We start from the raw sequence: 18,538 nt of genomic DNA on the forward strand, positions 1-18,538 counted from the left end.
AAGATGCCCACCTACCGCCCCGGTCCCGTCTCGCTCATCCTCGCCGTCCTGGTGGCGCTGTTTCTGCTTATGCCATTGCTCGCCGTCATCCCGGTGTCGCTGACGCCGAGCCGCATGTTGACCATGCCGACCGGCGAACTGTCGCTGCGCCACTACCGTTCGCTGATCGAGGATCCGCGCTGGCTGGAGTCCATCCTGCTCTCGATCCGCATCGGTGTGGTCAGCAGCGCGATTTCCACGGCGCTCGCGCTCACCTTCAGCCTCGGCGTGTGGATGTTCCAGCCGCGCTTCACCGCCGCCCTGGTCGGCTTCGTCCTTTTGCCTATGGTGGTGCCGCCGGTGGTCTCGGCGGTGACCCTGTATTTCCTGCTCACCTCGGTCTCCGGCATCTCATCCTTCTTCGGTTACGACACCTGGCTGGGTGTCGCGATGGCGCATTCGGTGATGACGGTGCCCTTCGCCACCGTTCTGATCCTGGTCTCGCTCAGCCAGCTCGATCGGCGCATCGACCTCGCCGCACGAGGCCTGGGCGCCAGTGTGTGGGAGCGCGCGACGCGCATCATCATGCCCAACATCAAGTTCGGCATCGTCACCGCGGCGCTCCTCTCCTTCGTGCTCTCCTGGGAAGAGATCGGCGTGACGCTGTTCATCACCTCGGTGAACGCCATCACGCTGCCGCGCCTGATGTGGATGGGCCTGCGCGACAACATCGATCCGGCGATCGCAGCCCTTTCGGTGATCCTGATCATCATCACCGTGCTGGTGCTCGCCGCGCGAAGCGTGATTACGCGCCGGCGAGCCGCACCGTAAATCCGCGGCTTTGTCCCAAAACGAAAGAGGCCCGCCGGGAGCGGCGAGCCTCTGACGGTGCCAAAGTGGAAGTCTGGCCCGTGGTGATCCGGGGGTGTGGATCGCGTAAAGTCTAGCCACCCGAAGTCCGGCGCGCGATTTACAAATCCGTAAACTTCGCGCCACCTGAGCGAGCGGGCGGAGGCAGAAAAGAGACGTATTATCATCGCCTTGCGAGCATCCGCGACCGCGCCGGCGCAGCATCCTTCAATCAAAAGTGATGGGAAGAGCGCGACAAGTCGAGCCCGATCGGCGACGACGGCCAGCCCGTGACGACATGACGAAATCCGGCCGCTACCGGTTTCCCCGGCAGCAGCATTCTGGCCAGGATCGCGTCCCGGCGAATGAAGTGATCATAAAGTGCCGCCAGGGCAGGTATGCCGGTCGGCGCATTGCCATCCTGTTTGCATCGCGCCTTCAGAGGGCGCGCCGCGCAGGCGAAGCAGGCGAAGGCTGCTCGCCCTCGCCTGCGGTCGGAGCCGTTCAAGCGGCCTGCGGCGGCCGCATTCTTTCGAAAAGAGCCTGCCGGGCCGGGCCGGCGAGCGGCCTGTCCATGGTCAGCAGCCCGTCGAGCAGAACGAGGAGCTCACGCGCCGCGGACGACTTGCAGGAATAATAGACCATCTGGCGGTCGCGGCGGGTGTCGACCAGGCCAAACCTGCGCAGTTTGGCCAGATGCTGGGAGAGTGCGGACTGGCTGAGTTCAACCTTGTCGGCGAGCGCGCCGACAGACAATTCGCCCTCGGCCAGGTAGTTCATAATGAGCAAACGCTTCTCGTTGCCCATTACCGCAAGAAAGGCTGCCGCGCTTTCTGCGTTGGCGGTAAGTTTCTTGGTCACCATCGGTTTCCCCATGTTCATGCTCTTCCGAGGCCACGGGGGCAATGGCTTCGGAATTCCAGAGCATTTGATGGGCCTGCTCCGACACGCAGTCGGAACCTGCCCTGCTTCTTTGTTCGACCAAAACCCTCCGTAACCCGGTTGCCACCACGTCGGGATCTTGGTCTCGGACAGCCTGCGCCGCGTTGTTGCGCGACGCAAGTTGGCGCAGACTCGGAATAATTCCGCGCCGCTAATGAGTATCAGCGCTTCGTCCTTTCAGCAAGATAGCGAAGCTGGCCCCATCTCCGGCATGCTGTCGAGCACACAACGAGACGAAAACCTGACCGGCCGGGCGCCGCGAAAGACGCACGTTGTCGCCGTTTCCTTGAGGACTCACCCCGTTTCCGAACCCGTGCTAATGTTTAGCCGGGGAGCAAGGGGGACATGAGCTGGAGGAAGAAGCCCGTGTCCAACATGTCGCGAAACACATTCACGCCCGCCGAGACGGCGCTGTTGGGGCGTGTCTTCGAGAGCGGCCGCATCGATGGAGAAACCGAAGAGCAGAAGGAGGCGCGCGCCTCCCGCATCATCGCCAATTACATGGCCGGCATCACCGATGAGACGGAACTCATCGAACTGTCCCGCAAGCCGCTCGGAAGATAGGCGGCAGCCACGCCCGTTACCGGCGCGCTGCTCACATCCTGTTGAAATATCGGGATGAAACTTGCCGCGCGGTGGCGCGTTTATCATCCGCTCACAACGCATTAGGGGTTTCGCGATGATCCAGGGATGGTTTTCCAGGCCGGTCGAAGTCGCCGTCGGCGTGGCAGGCTCGATCCGACACATTTCCAACGCCCAGCAGGCTGTGGAACTGCTGACGGGCCAATGGCGCGACGCCGGCAGCGCGCAGCATGGCGCGGCGCTGCGCGCCTGCCGCCGGGCAATGAGCGGCGACGTTCCGGCCGACAACGCCAGGGAAGCCTTCATCAGCGCCGCGCGCGAAGCGCATGTGTTGGTCGAATAGCTCCAAGGCGGCATCCTGTCTTCTGTAGAAGAGCGACACGACGCGCGAATTGACCGGACGCTTCCGCGCCGGCCGAAACCGCTGCCTGACGCGTTCATCCGCCTGTCGGCTCCGATCTCGCCGCGGACGACAGCGCGGCCAGTGACGTTGTCACATGTTTTTTGCGCGGCGCCGGCGCAATGAATCCGCTACGTGAGCAACTCCGGCCGGCCCATCGCTAATCTCTAAAATTTTCCGGAACATTATCGGCAGTGTTTGGTTAATGCGCGGGTCCGCCGATCATCCGGGGCCCGCATCCCAACAGGCGCCTGCCGGCGCCGTTGCTTATCAAAAGACCAACATACGAACGGAGCATGTGATGAACGACGTCTGGTTTTCCGAGCCGGTCGTGATCGATTTCGAACCAAGCGGACATCGCAAGGTCTCAAGCTGCTTCGAGGCCGTCGAATGCCTCGACCTGCGCTGGCCAAGGCGGGCGCGCGACCGCGCCTGGCGGTCGGCAAGCCGCGTCTGCCGCGACGCGCTCGACGGCTTGAGAAGTCCTACCGAAGCCCGCAAAACCCTGCGCAAGGCAGCGAAGGCCGCCGGCCTGCTGGCCTGAAGCGTGTCGCGATCCCGTGCGGAAAAATCCGCCACCTGGACCGTCTCGAATTACCGCCCAGAATTTGCTCCCGGCGGCCCGTAAGCCAGAAAATTCGGAACATTGCAGCCGCCGACCTGTTACTTCTCCGTAGTCTCCTGACTACACGGGTTCCAGACCCAAGCCGAGCCCGTTCCGGCTTCCCATCGCCGGGGCGGGCTTGATTTTGTGCGGTATCGATTGCGGCATCCCAGCGAGTGAGAGCAGCGACCGACGCATACTTTCAGCACGCCCTTGCGGACATCCAGACGGGGCTACATGAAAACGCCGGCCGCTGGACTTTCGGGGCGCCTGTTGTTCAGGCCGTACCATTTCAACGAGCCGGCCGCCGGCGCTCAATGCGAAGAGAGAGTCATGGTGAACGGGCGGCTAATATCCACAGGATGCGGCCGATTTGGAAAGAAGATCAGCCAAACCCGCCGAGCACCTCCGGGAATTGCACGGCCATCGCGCCCTCTTCCGCTTGCCTTGCGTAGATCCGGTGCATTTTCGCCGCGTCGTAGCGCGCGCGGCGGCGATGCACGTCGTTACCGAAGAGACCGCCGACGGCATCGAAGCGCCGGAGAAAGCGTTTCGTTATCCCGCGCTCGAACGGCAGCCGCTGCCGGAAGGGCTTATTCCAAGGCGTATCCTCTGCCAGATCGCGCCAGATCTTGAGGGCTTCAAGCTCGACTCCAATCTGGCTGCCCCAAGGCTTGCCGCCCGCGAAATGCCGTGCATAGGCCTGAGAAAACCGATAATCCCGGGCGCCATTCGACATCAGATTCCAGTTCGGGTGCATCGTCTGCCATTTGCCCTCGAAGGCGACATTGAGCGCGTTCTGGTCGTTCATTTGTCCGTCAACGGCGAGCTTTCGGGCCTGCTTCAACAGGTCTTCCTCTCGCACCGGCCGCATGTTGAAGACGATAATGCCGGCATTGAAATAGGGCGCGCCCGGTTGCATCGACATCTCGTCTCGGTAACCCGGGCGGAAGTACATGTAGTCGTCGTGGGCCGCTAGGAGGTGCGCGTGGATAGGCTGGTCCACCAGATCGGCAATGTCGCGGTTGAACAGAACGTCGCAGTCGATATGTGCGATGCGATCGTATACCGCGAATTCGCTGAACCGGTCGGCGAACAGGCGGATGAAAGTGGCGACGCTCCCCGGGCGAAAACGGTAGCCCGAGTCAGCCATGAAGTTCGTCACGTCCACGATCCGGACACGGTCTTTCAGCAACCGATACGCAATGCCGACATCGTCCTGATTTGCCCCGAGATGCATGATGAAACCAGGTGTCGTTTTGCGCGAAACGTCGAGAATTCTGCGCGCTGCTAGGCATGCATACGGAAAGTACTTGGCATCTGCCGCCAGAAAAAAACACGAATTGGTCATTTGAACCGTTTGTGAGCCTATTTAGCCCTAGTGCCTGTCACAAAATGCTTCTCGATGAAAGTTTCGATGGGACCAGTGAGGGCGCCCGCCTCTCTTTTTATTTTATCGTCCTCCCACTCCCACCACCGGATTGCCAGCAGCTTCGAGATGACGTCTTGCGAAAAGCGATATCTGATTAGCCGGGCCGGAGACCCGCCTACGATCGCATAGGTCGGCACGGTCCTAGTGACCACCGCCCCGGCGCCTACCACCGCGCCATCGCCGACCTCAACTCCTGGTAAAATTATGGCGCCGTGGCCGATCCAGACGTCGTTGCCGATCGTGATGCCGCCTGGTTTGCCGCCATTTCCGATCGGCTCCGGTTGGTTCAGTATCCGGCTGTGGATTGGAAATGAGGTGGCGCTGCCGGTCGAATGCTGACCGGAGCACATGAAAAGCACGTCACCCGCGATCGAGCAGAAGGCCCCTACTTGCAAAGGTGATTCCTTCGATGGGAACAGAACCTTTCGCCACGTCACGCCGTAAGTGTGGCGGCCGATAGCAACATTCTCCGGAAGTTTAGAGCGGGCATCCCGCAACCATTTGGAAAAGATAGACATATGCAGAGCTCCCCGCAGCCCTTCTGCGATTTAGCAGTAAATGAGCCAGCCATAGCTCTCGTGATTCTCAGCCTGAGATCACCCCCAGCCCAAGTCTATATTGTTAATCCCGTCTCTACTGATGCGGTCGCGAAGCACGGCGATCCGATTGGCCAAATCCAGCGAAAGCCTTTCGTGCGTCTCCACCAGAACATGACCGATGGACCGATAGATGCCGTTATCGAGCATGGACTCGATGCATTCCGCTTCCGCACCCTCAATGTCCATCTTAATAACGGCAATCGGTTCCTCGATCCCTCTCAGAAACTGCACGAGATCGATCACTTCGACTTCAACGGCGGGGCCGTTCGCGTGCTCGGGCACCTCGAACAGAGATGACCACTCGGTCATCCGGACATTTTTCGTGTCGGGCCTCTGATTAAGGATTGCCGTCCTCGCGGAGCCGCCTACCGCGTTTGGAATGATCGTTACCCGCTCGTCATTGCCGAACCGGCCCTTCAAGATCTTGAGAGCCCTAGGGTCCGGCTCAAAGGCGATTACCTTCATGCCATAGCTGAGAGCGTGCCGGGTAACGTCGCCTACATTGGCCCCGAGGTCGATGAAAAGGCCATGGCGCGGAAGGGATTTCATCAGCTGATGAAAGTCGAACTCAGCCTGCCTCTTCGGACGCGGCGGACGATGCCATCTGCGATACAGATGCCAGCGCAATACAAATTCGAGATAACTTTCCTGTAACACTCTGAGTCCGTCTGCCCTTCGGCGCGGATATACTGGGCACCGCGCGCGTCTTCAAGCATCCAAATTCCCCAAAGCGCCGTGTTTCCACTTGGATCAGATATTCAGGTCATCGGCGGGCGATCACCTCGGGAACGATCGCTTTCATGCCATCATCGAGCGTTCCGTGGGTGTCGAAGCAGGCGCTGAGCGCGAACTTGCCGCCGCTTCGGCCGCAAGTGGAACCGCGAAAAGGATTAAAAGTTGGAAATCGGTTCTTTTTCGAGTTGGAACCCTTAGCCGGGAAAGCGCTAAGTGATTGAAATTAATGGCGATCCCGGCAGGATTCGAACCTGCGACCATCGGCTTAGAAGGCCGTAGGCAAACCGCAGAATTCTGGGGTTTCCGTGGTTCTCAGCTGTAAACGGGGCCCGCCGAAACACTGAAGAATTTGGCGCCCCTGTAAACGGGGATTGGCTCGAAATCGTGGTCGAAAACTAGGCTTCAGTCCCATGTCTGGCTTGTCCCAAGGGCGGCATCGCCTCGGCCGTCAAGATCTCGCCATTGTCAGCAACCAGTTGAGCGATCGCGCTGCTCAATTTCAGATGGTAGCAATAGGGCATACGAAGGCTCCGCCTTTCGGAACTCCACGGGCGTTGAACTGATTGGGTTTTTTGGGGAACGCAGCCCCATTTCGAGGCCCCTAAGCCCATACCTTGGAGGAACGTCATTTCACCTTCTGTTCCTCCTAGAGCGTCTTGCATTGTGACGGAATCGGAAGGGATTCCCAAATCAGGCAGAGTTTGATTCAACCTGCTGGCTGGACGGAGGCCAGCATGGATGACGGCTGGCTACTCGCAGGATTTGCGCGACCGTGTGATCGACGCGGTCATGAAGGAGGGAATGAGCCGGCGTGCTGCGGCACGGCGGTTCGGGGTCAGTGAATCGGCGGCGATCAAATGGGTTCAGCGAGCTGAGCGCACCGGCAGTCGCAGAGCAATGGCCACGGGCGGCCGCCGCCTGAAGTGCTGAAGCCGCATCACGACTTCCTGATGGCGGTGCGGGCGCAGCAGCCCGACACGCGGATGGTCGTTCAAGTCTTTGACCAATGCCCTAAGCCTGCTTGTGCAACCTGCGCTCGCGGGCTACATCTGCCAGATACACTGTGGCGTCCCGATCATTTGCCTGCGCGAGGGCGTTGGCGATGTCGCTGGCGTTCAGGCCCAAACGCTCGGGAGCTCTCGATCTTTCCCTGCACCCTAGAAGATCTGACCTTAGTCAAACCGCAGGCGCATATCATGGTCGGCGAGATGCCCCCCTGGCTCGACTTCGGGGATGATCTGCCTTGTTTCGAGAGAGGTCTTCACGGCAAGCCGTCCATCGGCCATGGTCCTTCCAATCTTCCGAGGGTCAGCGTCGAGAGCGTCAGAGCCAATAGTGAAACGACCAACGCCGCCAGAGATAATTTTAAAAGGGGCAACGCCCCTCATTGAACCTCGCGGGCCGCAGTCACAGTCACGAAATCAGTCGTCCCGGCAGGTGGGCGACCCAAGTCAGATGAGCGCACCGACATTTTTTGGACAACACAGCTTCTAGGTACTGGCGGCTTCGCTATTGCCACGCCGAACCCGTGTTGTCAGCGACGGGAACGGCCGAGCTCACGCGCGGCATGAGACTGCCGCGCGCGACACAGCCCGCTCGCAGGCAGCTCTGGCCGCACAACGGCTTGCTAATTTCATCAACGAGGCATTATTCCCCTAGGCCGCAGGCTTTGGACGCAATAGCCCCGTGCCGGCCTCGAGCTTCTTGCCGAGCGTGTCTTCTACGAAGGGAGATTTCGTTGTCATGGCAATCCTCGCGAGAGGGCCGCCGCATCGGTGAGGACTATACTCCTCGACTGGGCATCGATCGCAAGAGGGCTATTGGCTTACCGATCACTACGCGCGATTGAACTTGTGCCCCTCGGTGCGAAGAAGCACGTCCACCTGAATCTCTGATACGCTTCGAACTTCATATGGGGGATGATCGTTCGGTACAACGTCATTAGACGCTCGCAAATATGGTAGCGGCCTGGACGCGCTCTCTAGAGCGGGATGAAGTCATCTCCGGTCGTATCCTGCATTGGCGAAGTAGTTTGAGCACTCGGCGGGTGTCGTCCGGTTGAGGATTTCGCCGATCGCCTGGCAGACGGTCTCGGCCGTCCGTTTGGCCGCCTTTCGAAGCCAGTGTTTGAGCTTGGCGAAGAACTGTTCGATGGGATTGAGGTCGGGTGAGTATTTGGGCAGGAGAATCAACTTGGCCCCTGCCTTGCGAATGGTGCGACGCACGGCCTTGCCCTTATGCGAGCCGAGATTGTCCATGACGACGATGTCGCCGGGCTTCAGGGTCGGAACCAGCACGGTCTCGATATAGAGGCGGAAGCGCTCGCCATTGATCGGCCCATCGATGAGCCATGGCGCGGTGATGCCGTCATGGCGCAAGGCGGCCAGGAACGTCATGGTTTTCCAGTGGCCGTGCGGCACCTTTGCCTTGATGCGCTGCCCAACTGGCGCCCAGCCTCTGAGTGGCGCCATGTTGGTCTTGGGCGCACCAGTAGCGGGCCTACGATCATCACCTTGCAACCACCATTGCGGCCTACGATCATCACCTTGCAACCACCATTGCGGCTCCAGGTTTCGTCGATGAACACCAGGCGGGCAGGATCGATGCGGTTCTGATAGGCCAGCCATTGCGCCCGTCGGCGCGCTACGTCGGGGCGATCCTGCTCGGCCGCGACCAACGTCTTTTTTTGTACGACAGACCCTCGGCGTGGACGAACTCCCAGACCGAGCGATAGTCGACCTCAAGCCCTCGTTCGGCGAGCTCGGCGACAAGCCCGCGCAGCGTGAAGGCCTGCTTGCGGCAGCGCTCAATGAGCCAGTCGCGCCAGGCCCCCGATAGCTTCTTCGGCTTGGAACCACCGACTTTGCGCGGTGCTACGCTGCCGGTTTCCTCATCGAGCTTCACCCACTCGATCGCAGCGCTGTAGCTGACCCCGAAACGCTTCGCAGCTGCGCGCCGCGACATTCCCTCCTTCACCGCCGCCACGACGCGCTCTCGCAGATCCATCGATAGTGCCATCCATGCTGGCCTCCTTCCCAGCATGAATGGTGAATCATAAACCCGCTGATTTGGGAATCCTCAACGACTCCCAACAATTTCATCCCGCTCTAGGAACAAACCACTCTGCTTCCTGTGGCTCATTCATGTAGGCGGGGCGAGGCGGCCTGACAAAATAACCGTCTTTCGTTTCCCTGACGTCGTCGGGGTCGATTGGATGGCAATCCTTGTTGCCGCAGCAATCATAATGAAGAACCGGGTCAGTTTTGCCGGTGTACCAATCGTGAGCGTTCGCACTGTTGGCTAAGGCAAGCCATATCAATGCAGTAGGCCACTTGAACGGCGCCATGGGATTTAGCCCCCTCGCATTTGCTATAGCATATTAGTGAATTCTAATCTAGGAAGAGAAGTCGCAATTCCCGGCGCGAAAGTCCAACGGCCACCAAGCATGTCCGCGAATGGCGTTGTGGATGATGACGACTGCGGTCACCGCTGGGGGCGCCCTTCGATGCATTTGGTCAGCACGCGACAACGCGCAGGACTGGCAGGCTTAGTGGCCGCGGCTGCGGCGCTGGAGAGTGGTCCTGCGTTAGCGCACAGCGCGGATCGGGCCTGGACTTATCCGCCAGCATGCTGTCACGGCGATGCAGTGACCGGCGAATGCGGCAAGATTCCCGCCAGCACGGTTACGCCGCGACCGGATGGCTATGTCATCGTCTTGCGTCCGGGCGATCATCAGAAGGTCACTCATCAGGACCGCTATTTCGTTCCTTACGACGTGGTGATCCCATCTGGTGATGACAATTTCCACATCTGCCTGCATCCCACCGAAGAAGATGAGAATTGCTTCTTCGCGCCGGCCGATGCGATGTGACCCCTGTCAGGCTTGTCGGAAGTCCTTGAGGGAGGCGTGGCGAAGCTTCCCTCATGAAAGGTGGTCGGCAACCGAGCTAGGACAGAGACCCGTCCCGCCGGCCTTCACCGGGTCCTCACCCCGCAAATCGGAGGAGAGGTGGCCGCGCAGTGGCCGGAGAGGGGAGCGCTCTGTCTTGATCCTTCAAGGGTTGCGCATTTCAGTGCTGAGTTCCCGCCCGCTTAGTTCTGCACCCTCCGATCAATCTCCTCGGCGCTTCTTGTCCCTGTCAGCGCCATGGTCGGTTAGTTGGGATCGCGCCTCGATGCTGATTGGCGGAACCACCAGCTCTACTTGTGTGGTTTCCTCAATCCATCTGGATGCGGATGCCTTTTGCTCCATTGAGCAACCGCTTCAGGTGAAAGCTCGCCAGCTGATCGCCGGGGCGCTTTCCAACTTCCGCGGCGAAGGCTCCAATCGCGCCCGGATCGTCGGCTTCCAGGCGCGCGAACGCCGATCGGTACCCATCGGCTGAATCGTCCTCGCCCCGACCGGGCGGCAACGGCTCGTACGCCCTGAGCGGCTCGGTCCTGCCCCTCAGCACGAGGTCGCCGACCGGGCGGCCGCGGAAATCCGGCACCGCCCGCGCCACGCTCTCGCTGACGCAGATGCGCGTGCCGAGCTGCTTGTTCGCGGCCTCGAGCCGCGCCGCGATGTTGATGGTGTCGCCGTAGGCCGTGTATTCGAAGAAGCGAAGGCCGCCGAAATTGCCCACTATCGCCAGTCCGGCATTGACCCCAATACGCGTCGGCCCGAGCACGATGCCCTTCATTCGCCACTCGACGCGGAAGGCCTCGGAGAAGGCGTCGAGCTCGAGCGCGCAGGCGACCGCGCGGACGGCGTGGTCGGGTTGTTCGCTGGGTGCGCCGAACAGGACGTGCAAGGCGTCACCCACCACCTTGGCCACCGTTCCCTCATGCCGGAAGACGATGTCAGTCATTCCCGCAAGATAGTCGTTGAGGTAGTCGTTGAGCAGCTCGCCGAGCGTGTCCGACTCCATCGTCTCGACGAGCGTGGTGAAGCCGGCGATGTCGGTGAAAAGTGCCGCGACCTCGCGTCGTTGCCCGGCTAGACCCGCCGCGTCGGCATCGCTTGCCAGGCGTGCCGCGAGGTTCGGCGAGAAATAGCGCGACAGCGCAGCGTGAGCGCGTTCGGCCGCGGCTTGACGCCGCCGCGCCTCGCGCAGCGTCTCCAGATGCCTGAGCGTCTTGGCGATCGTCGCCTCGAGGTCGATGAAATCGATCGGCTTCATCAGGAAATCGAATGCGCCGCGGTTCATGGCAGTGCGGATGTTGCCCATGTCGCCATAGGCCGAGACTATGATCGTCGACAGCTGCCGCTCGGCTTCCTGGAGCTTCTGCAGGAAGGACAAGCCATCCATGCGCGGCATGTTGATGTCGCAGACGATCATGTCGACGTCGCCGTTCCGCTCGAGCAGTTCCAGCGCGTCCAGCCCGTCGCGGGCAAACAGGAAGCTGACCGACCCGTCGCGGACCTGGTGCCGGAACTTCTGCAGCAGGAGGCTTTCGAGGTCCGGCTCGTCGTCGACGACAAGGATGCGGGCGCTCACGCTGCCCTTCCGATCCGCGTCTCGATCTCCGCACGCAGGGCGATGAAATCGATGGGCTTGGTCAATAGCGCCTCGGCACCCGACTCGAGCGCCCTGCGCTTGGTTTCGGCGTCGCCGTAGGCGGTGATCATGATGACAGGCACATCGGGACGCGCCGCGCGTGCCCTCGGCAGGAGATCGAGGCCGCTCATGCCGGGCATGTTGATGTCGGAGAGGATGAGGATCAGCGTGACGTTTGTGGCCTGCTCGATCAGCGCCAGCGCCTCCGAGCCCGACGGCGCAAACTCCATCGTGAACCGGCCGTCGCGGAGGTCGTGCCGGAACTGCTGCTTGAACAGCGCCTCCACGTCCGGCTCGTCGTCGACTACGAGAATGAGAAGCGTCACGGGTTTGCCTCCTGCTTGCCGAGCGAAGCGGCGCTTCGGGGCAGAACGATCCTGAATTCGGTGAACTCGCCCGGCTCGGTCGCCACCTCGATGGTGCCGGCATGCTGTTTCACCACAATGTCGTGGCTGAGCGACAATCCTAGACCGGTCCCCTCTCCGGCGGGCTTGGTCGTGAAGAAGGGATTGAACATCTTCTCCCTCACCTCGGGTGGAATACCGGTGCCGTTGTCCCGGATCCTGATCTCCACGCGATCGCCGAGGTCCTTCGTCGAAGCGGCGAGGACCGGCTCGTAGGCGTCGTCCGTCTGTGCCTGCCGGCTGGTCGTGGCATGGAACCCGTTCGAGATGAGGTTGAGCAGCACCCGCGTGATTTCCTGCGGATAGAGATCGACCTCTCCGGCCGCAGGATCGAGATCCCGTTCGAGCGTGATGTTGAAGCCCTGCTTCTCCGCACGCGCGCCGTGATAGGCGAGGTTCAGGCTCTCCTCGACGACGGCGTTGATGCTGGTCGGCCGATGCTCGCCGGAACCCTGCCTGGAATGCAGGAGCATGTTCTTGACGATGGAGTCGGCGCGCCGGCCGTGCTGCTCGACCTTGGCAAGATTGCCGCGCAGCATCGTCATCAGCTCGTCGATCTCGGTGCGGACCGACGGGTCGGCCGCGGTCCGGTCAATGGCCTCGTTCAATTCGGAGAGCAGGTCGCCCGACAACGATGCGAAGTTGTTGACGAAGTTGAGCGGGTTCTTGATTTCGTGCGCGATGCCGGCCGTTAGCTGGCCGAGCGAGGCGAGCTTCTCCGTCTGGATCAGGCGATCCTGGGCCGTGCGAAGATCTTCCAGAGAGCGGGATAGCTGCTCGGAGCGGTTGCGGACCGCGTCGAAGAGACGGGCGTTCTCGATGGCGATGGCCGCCTGGTTGGCGAAAGTTTCGACGAGCTCGACCTGGCGCGGTGTATAAGGGCCGGGGGTGCGGCGTCCCAACGCAAGCACGCCGACCGCTTCCCCCTCGCGCAGGATCGGGACCGCAAGAACCGCGCGGAAGCCCCCCATGGCCGAGGCCTCCTGCCTCGCATATTGCGAATCCAGCCGGACGTCCGGAACCTGGACCGTCCTGCGGTCCAGCGCCGCCCGTCCGTGCAACGTGCCACGCCCGAGCGCATGAGGATGTGCCGCTTCGTAGGCGCGATACTCCTCGGAGAAGCCGACCCAGGCTACGACCCTGTAGAGGTCGCCGTCCCTGCGCGAAAGCGATCCGCAATCCGCGGCGCACAGCCGTGCAGCCGACTCAAGCAACGTCTGGAACACGACCTCCAGATCAAACGCCGAGCGGCTGATCACCTTGAGGACGTCCGCGGTTGCGGTCTGCTGCTCCAGGGCCTCGCTCACCTCGGCCGTGCGTGCCTGCACCTCCTCGAATAGCCGCACGTTTTCGATAGCGATGACCGCCTGGTCGGCGAATGTCTCCACCAGCTCGATCTGCCTGACCGCGAAGGGATTCACGGTCGTGCGCGTCAGGATGAAGACACCGACTGGATTGCCCTCGCGCAGCAAGGGCACACCGAGCACGGTCCGGAAGCCCGCCAGCTTCTGGCCTTCGCGGAGGGCATATTCGGGATCGGCAAGCACGTCGGCGACTTGAACGGTCCTCCTTTCGAGCAGGACGCGTCCGGCTATCGAGCCTCTCCCCGGCCCTTTGTCGGCCCTCTTCATGTAGTCGTCGAACTCGGCCGAGTAACCCCAGCGCGATGCTTCGAAGATGTTGTCGCCGCTCTGACGCATGACGGTCGCGGTATCGGCTTCGCACAGCCGCGCCACCGACTGCGCCAGCGTATCCAGAACGGCCTGGAGATCGAACGTAGAGCGGCTGATGATCTTGAGCGCGTCGGCGGTTGCCGTCTGTTGTGCCAGAGCTTCGCTGAGTTCCGTGGTGCGAGCCTGCAGCTCGTCGAACAGCCTGACGTTCTGGATGGCGATCACTGCCTGGTCCGCAAACGTTTTGAGTAGTTCGATCTGCTTGTCGCTGAACGGCCTGACCTCATCGCGCCTGACCGCAATCGCACCGATCGGCTCGCTCTCGCGCAGCAGCGGCGTGGAAGCGATCGTGTGGAAGCCGAACTGCCATGCCAGAGCGTGGCTGAGAGGATACTCCGCCTCTTCGGCCGTCATGTCGTGAACGTGCAAAGTCCGCGCGTCAACGACCGCGCGGCCGGTGATCCAGTCCCGGGTTAGGGGCATCGGAGGGAGCTGGAACGGGATCGGACCGTAATGAGCTTTACCGACCAGTTTCCCGTCCTGGATCAGAAGGATGGCCGCGTCGCTAGTATCACAAAACCGGGCGGCGCTCTCTGCGACGACCTGGAGAACCGGCTGGATGTCGGTCGGCGAAGATGCAATCACCTTGAGGATCTCACCGGTCGCCGTCTGCTGCTCCAGCGCTTCCGAAATCTCTCTGTTGCGCGCCTGTACCTCGTCGAACAGCCGCGCGTTCTCGATCGCGATCACCGCCTGGTCAGCAAAGCTCTCCAGGAGTTCGATCTGGCGCTGCGCAAACGGCCCGACAGCTCGTCTCGCCATTCCGAAGACCCCTATGACCTCATCGCCCCGCCTGAGAGGCACCGAAAGTACCGCGCGGAAATTGCCGGTGGCGGCTGCTTCAGGCCTTTCGTATTCCGCATCCAGCGATACGTCGGGCACGTGGATCGTCGCCCCTTCAAGGGCTGCACGACCCTGGAAAGTGCCTCGCTCTATCGGGTGCGGATGAGCCATCTCGTAGGCAAACAGCTCCGGCTCCTGACCCGAGCCTGCCATGAACCGCAGGGCGTCGCCCTCGCGCAACGTGATCCCACCCATGTCGGCGCCACACAGACGCACCGCCGAGTCGGATAGCGTCTGCAAGACCGGCTGAAGATCGAAAGCCGACCGACTGATCACCTTGAGCACGTCCGCGGTAGCGGTCTGTTGATTGAGCGCTTCGCTCAGTTCACGCGTCCGCGCCCGGACCTCCTCGAACAGCCTGACGTTCTCGATGGCGATCACGGCCTGATCGGCGAAAGTTTGAATGAGGTCGATCTGCTTGTCGGAGAAAGGGGTGACGTGCCGGCGCGCCAGGATAAGAACGCCGATCGGCTCATCCTCTCGCATGAGCGGCACGCCCAGCACCGTGCGGAACCAGATGGTCTTCGCCGAATCCAGAAAGGTGTAATCCGGATCGGCAAGAACATCAGTCACGTGAACGATGTTGCGGTCCAGTTGTGCGCGCCCGAGGACGGTACCGCGTCCGGGCGTAAAATGCTTGTCCTTAACGAACTCCAGCCAGTCGTTGGGAAGGTTGTAGTTTGTGGCGTAGTAGTAGCCTTCCGCTTCTTGCCGCGCGATGCCGGCCATGTCGGCTTCGCACAGCTGCGCAGCCGAAGCCGTCAGAGTGTCGAGCACTGTCTGCAGGTCAAAGGTCGAGCGGCTGATCGATTTCAGGACGTCAGCCGTCGCCGTCTGCTGCTGCAATGCCTCGCCGAGCTCGCGCGTCCTCGCCTGGACTTCCTCGAACAGCCTGACGTTCTGGATCGCAATCGCGGCCTGGTTGGCGAAGTTCTTGAGCAGGTTGATCTGCTTGTCGCTGAACGGGCGAACCTCCATACGCCTGATGACCAGCGTCCCGATGGCCTGCTCCTCCCGTATCAGCGGCGTGGCTGCCATCGTCATGTGCCCGAACCGCTCGGCGAGTTCCTTGCTGATCGGGAATTCCTCGCCGGCCGCTGCGACATCCACGATATGCACCGTCTCCCGGTCGACGAAGGCGCGACCGGGAACCCAATCGCGGGTGGTCGGCATCGGCGGGAGATCGAAGGGAATTTGCCCGTGATGCGCTTTGGGCACGAGCATGTTGTCCTTCTCGAGGAATATGATTGCGTCATGGGTGTCGCAGAATCGCGCGGCGCTCTCGGCCACCACTTGCAGCACCGGCTGGATGTCCGTCGGTGACGCGGCGATGACGCGCAGGATATCGCCGGTCGCCGTCTGCTGCTCCAGGGCTTCCGAGATCTCGCGATTGCGCGCCTCCACCTCCTCGAACAGGCGCACGTTCTCGATTGCAATGACAGCCTGGTCGGCAAAGGTCTCGACGAGCTCGATCTGTTTTGGCGAGAAGCCCCTTGGCTTGGATCGAGTAAGAGCGAAGACTCCTATGACAACTCCTTCGCGGAGCATCGGGACAGCAAGTGCCGTACGGAAGTCCAGAGTCGGGTGCTGTTTCAGGAGCGTATATTCGGGGTCTTCCAGTACATCCGGAATTTGCACGGTCCTGCCTTCGAGCAGCACCCTGCCCACGCACGTCCCGCGACCTGGTTCGTAGACGTAGTCCTTCATAGAGGTAGGAGAAGCGGCATGGGACTCATCAAAGGTCGCAAGCTCGACGACTTCGCCGCTCGCTTGCCGGATAGCGATGGAAGCACTGTCGGCCTTGCACAGACGAGCGACCGAGCTGGCGAGCTCGTCAAGCACGGCCTGCAGGTCGAACGTCGAGCGGCTGATGACCTTGAGCACATCAGCAGTCGCCGTCTGCTGCGTCAGCGCCTCGCGCAATTCGGCACTGCGGGCCTGCACCTCCTCGAATAGCCGCACGTTCTCGATCGCAATCACCGCCTGGTCGGCGAAGGTCTTCAGGAGTTCGACCTGCTTTTCGGTGAAAGGCCTCACTTCAGTGCGACGCATGACTATGGTCCCGATTGCCGTACCCTTGCGCAACAAAGGGCTGGCCAAAATCGTGCGGTGACCGAGCCGCACGGCCATTGCCCGGCCTGAGGCGTACTCCGAGCCGGCGGACTGGAGGTCGCCCACCTGAATCGTTTGCGCATCCACCACGGACCGACCGGCGGTCCAGTCTCTGGTCACCGGCCAGCTCGTAAAGTCGATCGGGATCGGTCCAAAATGAGCGCCGAGCACCAGGTCGTCGCCCTCCCTCAGCAGGATTGCTGCATCATAGGCGTCGCAAAGTCTGGTGGCCGTTTCCACCACCGCCTTCAGTACCGGCTCCAGCTTGGTCGGTGATGCCGCAATGACGCGCAGGATGTCGCTCGTCGCTGTTTGCTGGTCGAGAGCCTCCGATATCTCCCGGCTGCGTATCTCGACCTCCTGGAAGAGCCGGGCGTTTTCGATTGCGATCACCGCTTGATCGGCGAACGTTTCCACTAGGGAGATCTGACTTGTGCTGAACGGCGCAACGGCCCTGCGAGCGAGGACCAGGACGCCGATGGCCCTGTTGTCCCGCATTAGCGGAGCCCCTAGGAACGTGCGGTAACCTGCCTTCCTCGCGGGCTCGAGAAACGTGTATTCAGGGTCCGCAAGGACATCGGCAACCTGGACGAGCGCGCCGTCCAGGAGCACCCGCCCAACAACGCTGCCGCGCCCCGTATCGAGGCGCCGATCCCTGTTGTAGGCCAGCCAGTCATCGGCAAAACCAAGGCTGCTGGCGCAGTAGAACCCGTCGCTCTCGCTGCGACGGCATATTCCAGCCATATCTGCTTTGCACAGGCGAGCAGCGGATACGGTTAATCTGTCGAGGACGATCTGCAGGTTGAACGCCGAACGACCAATGATCCTCAGCACATCAGCAGTTGCATCGAGCTGAGCATGTGCTTGCGCAAGTTCGCCGCGTAGGACGGCCTCCGACGAAGGTTCTTTCCCGCCTGCCTTCTTGCCGATTCCGCGGCTTTTCTGGACTGAGCCAACTTCAGTGTCGTCGAGGTGGACTTGACGCCCACGATTAGCCTTCGACACCTTTGGGCGCGACTCCATGGTTCCAACTCGTCAGACGCTGCCTCCGCAGTGGCAACCATATTAGCAGCGCCTCATGCAGGCAACGGCTCGCGGGCGAGCGCGAGATTGATGTTCTCGAACCAGGCATCGCTGGCTCTTGATCCCTTCCGGTCGCCAAACAGCCTATAGATCGACACTTGGCCGAGGAGTCCGACCAAACTTTAGGCATCCTGTCGCGCCGGGGCCGACAGTTGCTTGTCGCCCTCGGCGCAGATCCCGGCGAGCAGCACTACCGCATCACCGGGTTCCCGCCTTCGTCATGACGCGCAACAACACGTGGGTGCGGAATATGAGCGGGCGGAGGCCAATCGCTCGCTAGCGCTTACCGACGTCGGTTGACATCTAATCTGTCTCGGCCAAGTTTCACGGCGAAGGAGTGACGGCCTATGTTGTGGCCGTTCGGTCTTCCGCCCGATCAGATGCGGGATCCGGTGATCCCGAATATCAGTTTGGAGCGCTGATCGGTGCCGTTGACGGCGATAAGAAGCCGGCGAGTAACTCCCAAGGTCATCGAGCTCCGGCGGGCTTGCATTCAGGAACCCTGAGAATCGCTTGTCTGCGGCTCGGGGTGCTTTGCTGATGCGTCAGGGTCGTTGCAATAAACGGAGTTTTTGATCGAAGACCAGGTCCTCTAAGCCTTGTTCAAAAAGGCAGAAGAGCTTGAGCGTGATTTCTTCCCGCTCATCCTTGCGGCATGATGCGATGCTTCTCGCGGTACTCGTTCAAGGCTTTGGTGAGGA

Annotated in this window: 13 protein-coding genes and 2 pseudogenes; 6 read left to right on the forward strand and 9 right to left on the reverse strand. The window is 61.3% G+C overall.

The features are described from left to right. Positions 1-3: 3 nt before the first annotated feature. Positions 4-810 (forward strand): ABC transporter permease, encoded by an 807-nt coding sequence (locus CK222_RS20135; protein ID WP_095801539.1) that lies wholly within the window; start codon positions 4-6, stop codon positions 808-810. Positions 811-1,060: 250 nt separating this feature from the next. Here the strand turns inward: CK222_RS20135 and CK222_RS20140 are convergent, their stop codons facing one another. Further along, positions 1,061-1,336, reverse strand: a complete 276-nt coding sequence (locus CK222_RS20140; RefSeq protein WP_095801540.1) for a hypothetical protein — start codon at positions 1,334-1,336, stop codon at positions 1,061-1,063. Continuing rightward, on the reverse strand, positions 1,333-1,692 hold the full coding sequence (locus CK222_RS20145) for a metalloregulator ArsR/SmtB family transcription factor (protein ID WP_095801586.1): 360 nt from the start codon (positions 1,690-1,692) through the stop codon (positions 1,333-1,335). Before CK222_RS20145 ends, CK222_RS20140 begins: the two co-directional genes overlap by 4 nt. A 423-nt stretch (positions 1,693-2,115) precedes the next feature. On the opposite strand from CK222_RS20145, the gene CK222_RS20150 reads away from it, so the two are divergent. From CK222_RS20150 to CK222_RS20160, 3 genes are all read left to right on the forward strand, one after another. Beyond that, positions 2,116-2,334, forward strand: a complete 219-nt coding sequence (locus CK222_RS20150; RefSeq protein WP_245299680.1) for a hypothetical protein — start codon at positions 2,116-2,118, stop codon at positions 2,332-2,334. A 115-nt stretch (positions 2,335-2,449) separates the two neighbouring features. After that, positions 2,450-2,695 (forward strand): DUF982 domain-containing protein, encoded by a 246-nt coding sequence (locus tag CK222_RS20155; RefSeq protein ID WP_059186167.1) that lies wholly within the window; start codon positions 2,450-2,452, stop codon positions 2,693-2,695. Between the two features lie 358 nt (positions 2,696-3,053). Beyond that, positions 3,054-3,296: a DUF982 domain-containing protein gene (locus CK222_RS20160; protein WP_066999301.1), complete on the forward strand. Its 243-nt coding sequence runs from the start codon at positions 3,054-3,056 to the stop codon at positions 3,294-3,296. A gap of 445 nt (positions 3,297-3,741) precedes the next feature. Here CK222_RS20160 and CK222_RS20165 read toward each other — a convergent pair whose 3' ends face one another. The 3 genes and pseudogenes from CK222_RS20165 to CK222_RS20175 all read right to left on the reverse strand — a co-directional run bounded on the left by CK222_RS20165 (position 3,742) and on the right by CK222_RS20175 (position 6,044). Further along, positions 3,742-4,707, reverse strand: a complete 966-nt coding sequence (locus CK222_RS20165; RefSeq protein WP_095801541.1) for a glycosyltransferase — start codon at positions 4,705-4,707, stop codon at positions 3,742-3,744. 95 nt (positions 4,708-4,802) lie between these two features. Beyond that, positions 4,803-5,054 (reverse strand): annotated as a pseudogene (locus CK222_RS33540) (DapH/DapD/GlmU-related protein); the annotation flags it as partial. A 330-nt stretch (positions 5,055-5,384) separates the two neighbouring features. Then, positions 5,385-6,044 (reverse strand): FkbM family methyltransferase, encoded by a 660-nt coding sequence (locus CK222_RS20175; RefSeq protein ID WP_127334990.1) that lies wholly within the window; start codon positions 6,042-6,044, stop codon positions 5,385-5,387. 816 nt (positions 6,045-6,860) lie between these two features. Here CK222_RS20175 and CK222_RS20180 point away from each other — a divergent pair. Continuing rightward, positions 6,861-7,052 carry a helix-turn-helix domain-containing protein gene (locus tag CK222_RS20180; RefSeq protein WP_095801544.1) on the forward strand — a complete coding sequence of 64 codons (192 nt, stop codon included), beginning with the start codon at positions 6,861-6,863 and terminating at the stop codon, positions 7,050-7,052. A gap of 1,067 nt (positions 7,053-8,119) precedes the next feature. On the opposite strand, the pseudogene CK222_RS20190 reads toward CK222_RS20180, so the two are convergent. Further along, positions 8,120-9,140 (reverse strand): annotated as a pseudogene (locus tag CK222_RS20190) (IS630 family transposase). 487 nt (positions 9,141-9,627) lie between these two features. Between CK222_RS20190 and CK222_RS20195 the strand changes: the two are divergent. After that, positions 9,628-9,993, forward strand: a complete 366-nt coding sequence (locus tag CK222_RS20195) for a hypothetical protein (protein WP_245433108.1) — start codon at positions 9,628-9,630, stop codon at positions 9,991-9,993. A gap of 346 nt (positions 9,994-10,339) precedes the next feature. Here CK222_RS20195 and CK222_RS20200 read toward each other — a convergent pair whose 3' ends face one another. Genes CK222_RS20200 through CK222_RS20210 form a run of 3 tightly spaced genes read right to left on the reverse strand, consistent with a single transcriptional unit; the run spans position 10,340 to position 17,777 of the window. After that, positions 10,340-11,602 (reverse strand): adenylate/guanylate cyclase domain-containing protein, encoded by a 1,263-nt coding sequence (locus tag CK222_RS20200; protein WP_095801546.1) that lies wholly within the window; start codon positions 11,600-11,602, stop codon positions 10,340-10,342. Then, positions 11,599-11,988, reverse strand: coding sequence for a response regulator (locus CK222_RS20205; protein ID WP_095801547.1), 390 nt, complete (start codon positions 11,986-11,988; stop codon positions 11,599-11,601). The genes CK222_RS20200 and CK222_RS20205 overlap by 4 nt, the downstream gene beginning before the upstream one ends. Further along, positions 11,985-17,777, reverse strand: coding sequence for a GAF domain-containing protein (locus CK222_RS20210; RefSeq protein WP_095801548.1), 5,793 nt, complete (start codon positions 17,775-17,777; stop codon positions 11,985-11,987). Before CK222_RS20210 ends, CK222_RS20205 begins: the two co-directional genes overlap by 4 nt. Positions 17,778-18,538 lie beyond the last annotated feature (761 nt).

Source organism: Mesorhizobium sp. WSM3866 (genome assembly GCF_002294795.1).
In the GTDB taxonomy this organism is placed as follows: domain Bacteria; phylum Pseudomonadota; class Alphaproteobacteria; order Rhizobiales; family Rhizobiaceae; genus Mesorhizobium.